Below are 6,376 nucleotides of genomic sequence, written 5' to 3'. Positions count from 1 at the left end.
CGCTCCAATATTTTGCGCCCTTAGCTCAGCTGGATAGAGCGTTTGACTACGAATCAAAAGGCCGGGAGTTCGAATCTCTCAGGGCGCGCCATTATAACTTCATATTTTGCCGGCGTGGCGGAATGGCAGACGCGCTCGACTCAAAATCGAGTGGGAAACCGTGGAGGTTCGAGTCCTCTCGCCGGTATAGATAACGGGATGTAGCTCAGCTTGGTAGAGCACCTGGTTTGGGACCAGGGGGTCGCATGTTCAAATCGTGTCATCCCGATTGTTGTTATGCGGGTGTAGTTCAATGGTAGAACTTTAGCCTTCCAAGCTAATAGCGTGGGTTCGATTCCCATCACCCGCTTATATATTGAAAAAGAAAGAGATGGTATTCACCGTCTCTTTCTTTTTTTTGCATTCACAGGCATATTGATCATGATTGTATACGAAGATCACGGATTATATGGCTAATTAGCATGTACCAACATGTATTCCATCCTCACGATAATATTCCCCTCTCTTTTAAGTCTGTTCTTAGTCATTGTTGAAGTGTACGAATAGAGAAGGTCTAACACATGTTCGAACACAAGAATATCTTTTCTTTATCACAATTTATAAAAACGCTTACAAAAATAGCTTGCGTAAATCATTAACCTGTAATACCATATCAATTAAGCGCTTAACCTTTAGGGGTAAGGCGCTTAAACTTAACGTAGATTAAGCGCTTAACCCGTAAAGGAAAGGACGGCGATCAATTCATGAATACAATTCGACTAACGATGGCTCAGGCACTGCTTCGATACCTGGATCAGCAATATATCTCGGTTGACGGGGTGGAAACCAAGTTTGTGAAGGGAATCATCGGTATTTTTGGACATGGCAATGTAACAGGCATTGGAGAAGCGCTGGAGCGCAGTCCGGGAAGCCTGACGTATATGCAAGGCAAAAACGAACAAGGCATGGTGCATACGGCAGCGGCTTATGCCAAGCAGAAGAACCGTAGACAGATCTATGCATGTACAACATCCATTGGACCTGGTGCGTTGAATATGATTACAGCCGCAGCTACTGCAACGGTGAACCGGATACCGGTTTTATTGCTTCCTGGAGATAACTTTGCTACACGGGAACCGGATCCGGTACTTCAGCAGTTGGAAGTGAGCAGTGACTATACAATCTCAGCCACTGATCCATTCAAAGCCGTCAGCAAGTACTGGGATCGCATTGTTCGTCCGGAACAGTTGATGATTGCTGTTACACAGGCCATGCGTGTGCTAACCGATCCAGCAGAGACGGGAGCAGTAACGCTCGCACTGCCGCAGGATGTGCAGGCAGAGGCGTACGATTATCCAGAATCGTTCTTTGCCCGCAAAGTACATTATTTGGATCGTCGCCCCCCAGTACAGGCAGCCATTGAACGGGCAACGGAACAGATTGCCCGTGGCAGAAAGCCGCTGCTCGTTGCAGGCGGCGGTGTGTTGTACTCTGAGGCATCCGCCGAGCTCGTGGAATTCGCCGAGGCATTTGGTATTCCGATCACCGAGACGCAGGCGGGCAAGAGCGCAGTTTCTTGGGACCACCCACTAAATGTGGGGGCAATCGGTGTTACCGGCTCTCTGGCAGCCAATAGGCTGGCGAGAGAAGCGGATGTGGTGATCGGCGTCGGTACTCGGTTCTCGGATTTCACGACGGCGTCCCGCTCTGCTTTTCAACATCCGGAAGCTTCATTCATCAACATTAACCTGAATGGCATGGATGCCGCCAAGTTAGGCGGGGAAGCCATTTTGGCAGATGCACGCGAAGGGTTGCAGGCTTTGCAAAAGGAATTGCAGGAAAGACAATACCGCAGTGCATATGATGCATCCGAAATCGCTGATCTCCGCGCTGAGTGGAATGCAGAAGTGGATCGTCTGTATGCAGCTCAACATGAAGCAGGGCTGGCACAGACTACAGCAGTTGGCATCGTTAACCGAACCATTGATCCATCCTCCGTCATAGTGTGTGCGGCGGGCAGTCTGCCAGGCGATCTGCATCGTCTGTGGCGTGCGGCTGAACCAAAGACGTATCACATGGAGTATGGGTTCTCCTGTATGGGGTACGAGGTAAGTGGAGCGTTCGGAGCAGCACTTGCCGAGCCGGATCGTGAAGTGTACGCCATGGTAGGGGATGGTAGTTATCTGATGCTGCATTCGGAGTTTGTGACCAGTTTGCAGGAACAGAAGAAGATAACCGTTCTCTTATTCAACAACAATGGATTCCAGTGTATTCATAATTTGCAGCGGGAACATGGTAGTGACGGGTTCGGCAATGAATTCCGTTATCGGGAATCCGAGAGTGGACGACTGACCGGGGATTACATGCCAATGGACTTTGCAGCTCACGCCCGAAGCATGGGAGCCAAATCCTATAGAGCGGAGACAGCAGAACAGCTGGAACAAGCACTCCGAGATGCGAAGAACGAAACAGTAAGTACGTTGATTGAGATTCCGGTCGTGCCTGGAACCAACGCAGGTGGATACGAGTCATGGTGGAATGTGGGTGTACCTGAGGTATCTGCCGAAGAAAAGGTAGTTCATGCTCATCACACCATGCAAGCCAACCGTGCCAAAGCAAGACCGATTTAATCCAGTTTAATATAGTGAACCACAATGTTGAACGACAAAGGAGACGTGGAGCAATGAGCAAGCTGCCATTCCAGCTTGGGATTCATCCGATCAATTGGGTCGGTGAAGATGTGAAGGAGCATGGTGATGCGACAACGTGTGCACAGATTCTGGATGACATTCAGCGTCTTGGGCTGACAGGCACAGAGATGGGACGTAAGTATCCAACCGATCCCGCTATATTGCGTGAGGAATTGAGTAAAAGGAATATCAAGCTGGTCTCCCAGTGGAAATCCGTACTTTTCTCCGACCCGGCATATCGTCAGTCGGAGCTGGACAGTTATCGCAAACATGCGGAATTTCTCCAATCCATGGGCAGTAAGGTAATCAGTACGGCAGAGGTAGGCGGGTCACTTCATTTTGATCCAAGACGGACACCGAATGAAAAAGAAGTGCTCAGACTGAGCGAATCTGAATGGCATATCCTCGCTGAAGGATTGAACGAAGCAGGAGCTATTGCCCGCGAACATGGGTTGAAGCTTACGTACCATCATCATGGAGGCACAGTGGTAGAGCAACCGGATGATATTGATCGACTGATGGAGCTGACAGACCCTTCTCTCGTGTACCTGCTCTATGATACTGGTCATGCCTATTATGGCGGAGCCGATCCACTTGAACTGCTACGCAAACATTATGATCGGATCGCCTATATCCATCTGAAAGATATCCGCCCGCATGTGCTGGATGAAGCACGCGCGGAGCAGTCTGACTTTGTCGGTTGTATTCGTAGAGGAGTGTTCACCGTACCAGGAGATGGATGCATTGATTTTGCACCAATTCTGCAAGAACTGATCACACGAGGGTACGATGGCTGGGCGATGCTTGAAGGAGAGCAGGACCCTGCGATTCATAACCCATATGAGTATGCGAAGCGATCTTTGAAGTATATGGAGTCGTTATACCAACACAGCTGATTCGTTTAGCATTGCAGCGGTCAGAGGCCACACCTATGAAGCGAAAAAGGAAGAAGGCCAGCAAGAGTATAAAGTTACGATTGGAAAATAAAACTGACTTACTCTAGCCGTTTACGAGTTCTTACGATGGAATGAGTAACTAGTCTAGATATCCATATAGAACATGGAAAATCCCACTACAGAAAGGGGCTCACATGCAATGACTTACGTATCCTTTCCGGTATCCAGGAAGAAGGATTTCACCGCGATTGGCCGCTTGTGCATCGACTTGAACGCCAATGAGATCAATCGCCCGATGGAAGAGACGATGACGTTCACGAAGTATGTAGGTGGCTCTCCGGCCAATATTACGATTGGCATGTCCAGACTAGGTATGAAGACGGCTTTTATCGGCAAAATCGCAGGTGACCAGATGGGCAGATTCATCCAGAGTTATTTGGAGAAGAACGGCATCGACACATCAAATGTAGTTACAGATGACACTGGAGCGGTGACAGGGCTTGCTTTTACCGAAATCAAAAGCCCAACGGATTGCAGCATCCTGATGTACCGGGACAATGTAGCGGATTTGTTATTACAGGCGCAAGAGGTACAAGAGCAGTTGATTGCTGACTCCAAAGTGCTGTTAATCTCAGGCACAGCCCTCGCGCAGAGCCCATCCCGTGAAGCCGTATTACAGGCACTAACGTATGCAAAAAAACATGGCACAGTTATTGTGTTTGATCTGGACTATCGCCCATACACATGGACATCGGACGAAGAGACAGCGGTCTATTACAACCTTGCAGCCGAGAAATGCGATATCATCCTCGGCACACGTGAAGAGTTCGACATGATGGAGACATTCGACCACAATCCGGATCATAGCGATCAAGTAACTGCACAGAAATGGTTTGATTTCTCAGCGAATATTGTAGTAATCAAACACGGCAAGGAAGGGTCCATTGCTTATACGCGTGAAGGGCTTTCCCATCGTGCGGACAGCTATCCGGCAAAAGTGGTCAAAACGTTCGGCGCAGGCGACTCTTACGCGGCTGGGTTCCTGTATGGATTGATGCAGGGCTGGACAATTGAGCGCAGTATGGCGTATGGCAGTGGCGCAGCAAGTATCGTTATTTCAAGCCACAGCTGTTCGGATGCAATGCCAACGGTGGAACAGGTGAATGACTACATTGAACGTTGCAATCGGGGCGAGATTACCGTGTCTTGAAGCACGTTGCAATACTTTGAACAACGTACTCATACAGATCTATAACAATGAACATGTTGAACATAAGGGATCACACATAAGTGAAGGGAGACAGGGCTATGGGAAAAGGAATTTCTGAAGCGTCTGCAACAGCGACAATGGTACAAAACTGGATCGGAGGTGCCTGGGTAACCCCAGCGTCAACTCGCACGGAGCCAGTGGTGAATCCGGCTACAGAAGAGGTTATTGCACATGTGCCACTGTCCGAACAAGCGGACGTGGATCTGGCGGTTCAGACAGCACGAGAAGCGTTCAAATCCTGGAGCAGCACACCGGTTCCGCGCCGTGCACGTATTCTGTTCCGCTACCAGCAGTTGCTGGTTGAACATTGGGAAGAGCTCGCTCGCCTGGTGACACTGGAGAACGGTAAAAGTTATGCCGAAGCGTACGGCGAGGTATTACGTGGCATTGAATGCGTCGAGTTCGCGGCAGGTGCCCCGAATCTGATGATGGGCAAACAACTGCCTGATATCGCGACAGGACTGGAGTCGGGCATGTACCGCTACCCAATCGGCGTAATTGGGGGGATTACCCCGTTCAACTTCCCGATGATGGTGCCGTGCTGGATGTTCCCGCTGGCTATTGCGTGTGGTAACACCTTTGTCCTGAAGCCGTCCGAGCGCACACCGCTGCTGGCAGGCCGCCTGGCAGAGCTGTTCAAGGAAGCGGGGCTTCCTGACGGCGTGCTCAACATCGTTCACGGTGCGCATGATGTCGTGAACGGGTTGCTGGAACATAAGGATGTTCAAGCGATTTCCTTTGTCGGATCACAACCTGTGGCTGAATACGTCTACACTACTGCATCCAAGCATGGCAAACGGGTACAGGCACTCGCGGGTGCCAAAAACCACTCCATCGTTATGCCGGACGCCGATCTGGATCTAACCGTGAAAGAGATTACCAGTGCAGCTTTTGGTTCAGCAGGGGAACGTTGCATGGCATGTGCGGTTGTTGTGGCTGTGGGTGATGTGGCTGACGAACTGGTACAAAAGCTGGTGGAAGCGGCAGACCGCATTACCATTGGTAACGGCATGGATGAGGGCGTGTTCCTCGGTCCTGTCATCCGTGGACCACATAAAGAGCGTACACTCAGTTACATTGAAGCCGGAGAGCAGGAAGGCGCGGCATTGATTCGGGATGGACGTAAGGATCAGGCGACAGGTGAATCCGGTTATTTTGTAGGGCCTACGGTATTCGACCAAGTTGATAGCAATATGAAAATCTGGCAGGATGAGATCTTTGCTCCGGTACTCTCGGTGGCAAGAGTGTCTACGCTGGAGGAAGCCGTTGAGCTGGCGAACCGTTCTGATTTTGCCAACGGGGCGTGTCTGTTCACCCGCAGCGGAGCGAGTATGCGTCAATTCCGTGAAACGATTGATGCGGGCATGTTGGGTATTAACCTGGGCGTACCTGCGCCAATGGCATTTTTCCCGTTTTCCGGTTGGAAAAAGTCCTTCTATGGTGATCTACATGCCAATGGTACGGATGGTGTTGAATTCTACACTCGCAAGAAGATGGTAACGGCGCGCTGGTAACAACCAGAGCATCACTCGGGCTAAGGG

4 protein-coding genes and 4 tRNA genes are annotated in these 6,376 nt (G+C 50.2%); all 8 read left to right on the top strand.

Translation table 11 applies throughout. The features are described from left to right. Positions 1 to 14 precede the first annotated feature (14 nt). The 8 genes from J2Z28_RS30560 (at position 15) to J2Z28_RS30525 (ending at position 6,349) form a co-directional block, all read left to right on the top strand. Positions 15 to 91: transfer RNA gene (locus J2Z28_RS30560), tRNA-Arg, on the top strand. A 17-nt stretch (positions 92 to 108) separates the two neighbouring features. Beyond that, a tRNA-Leu gene (locus J2Z28_RS30555) sits at positions 109 to 187 on the top strand. Positions 188 to 194: 7 nt separating this feature from the next. Beyond that, positions 195 to 268 (top strand) — tRNA-Pro (locus J2Z28_RS30550). A gap of 10 nt (positions 269 to 278) precedes the next feature. Continuing rightward, positions 279 to 349, top strand: a tRNA-Gly gene (locus J2Z28_RS30545). 394 nt (positions 350 to 743) lie between these two features. Beyond that, a complete protein-coding gene (iolD, locus tag J2Z28_RS30540) occupies positions 744 to 2,609 on the top strand; it encodes a 3D-(3,5/4)-trihydroxycyclohexane-1,2-dione acylhydrolase (decyclizing) (protein WP_211085720.1) in 1,866 nt (621 codons plus the stop codon). A 53-nt stretch (positions 2,610 to 2,662) separates the two neighbouring features. Beyond that, positions 2,663 to 3,565: a myo-inosose-2 dehydratase gene (gene iolE, locus J2Z28_RS30535; protein WP_211085719.1), complete on the top strand. Its 903-nt coding sequence runs from the start codon at positions 2,663 to 2,665 to the stop codon at positions 3,563 to 3,565. A gap of 199 nt (positions 3,566 to 3,764) precedes the next feature. Then, positions 3,765 to 4,775 (top strand): 5-dehydro-2-deoxygluconokinase, encoded by a 1,011-nt coding sequence (gene iolC, locus J2Z28_RS30530; RefSeq protein ID WP_036671941.1) that lies wholly within the window; start codon positions 3,765 to 3,767, stop codon positions 4,773 to 4,775. Between the two features lie 98 nt (positions 4,776 to 4,873). Continuing rightward, entirely contained in the window at positions 4,874 to 6,349 is a 1,476-nt protein-coding gene (locus tag J2Z28_RS30525) for a CoA-acylating methylmalonate-semialdehyde dehydrogenase (protein WP_244661184.1), read from the top strand. The last annotated feature ends 27 nt before the right edge of the window (positions 6,350 to 6,376 follow it).

Source organism: Paenibacillus xylanexedens, assembly GCF_017874615.1.
Lineage (GTDB): Bacteria > Bacillota > Bacilli > Paenibacillales > Paenibacillaceae > Paenibacillus > Paenibacillus xylanexedens.
Note: the sequence above shows the minus strand (reverse complement) of the source record. Positions and strands in the feature narration are given on the sequence as shown.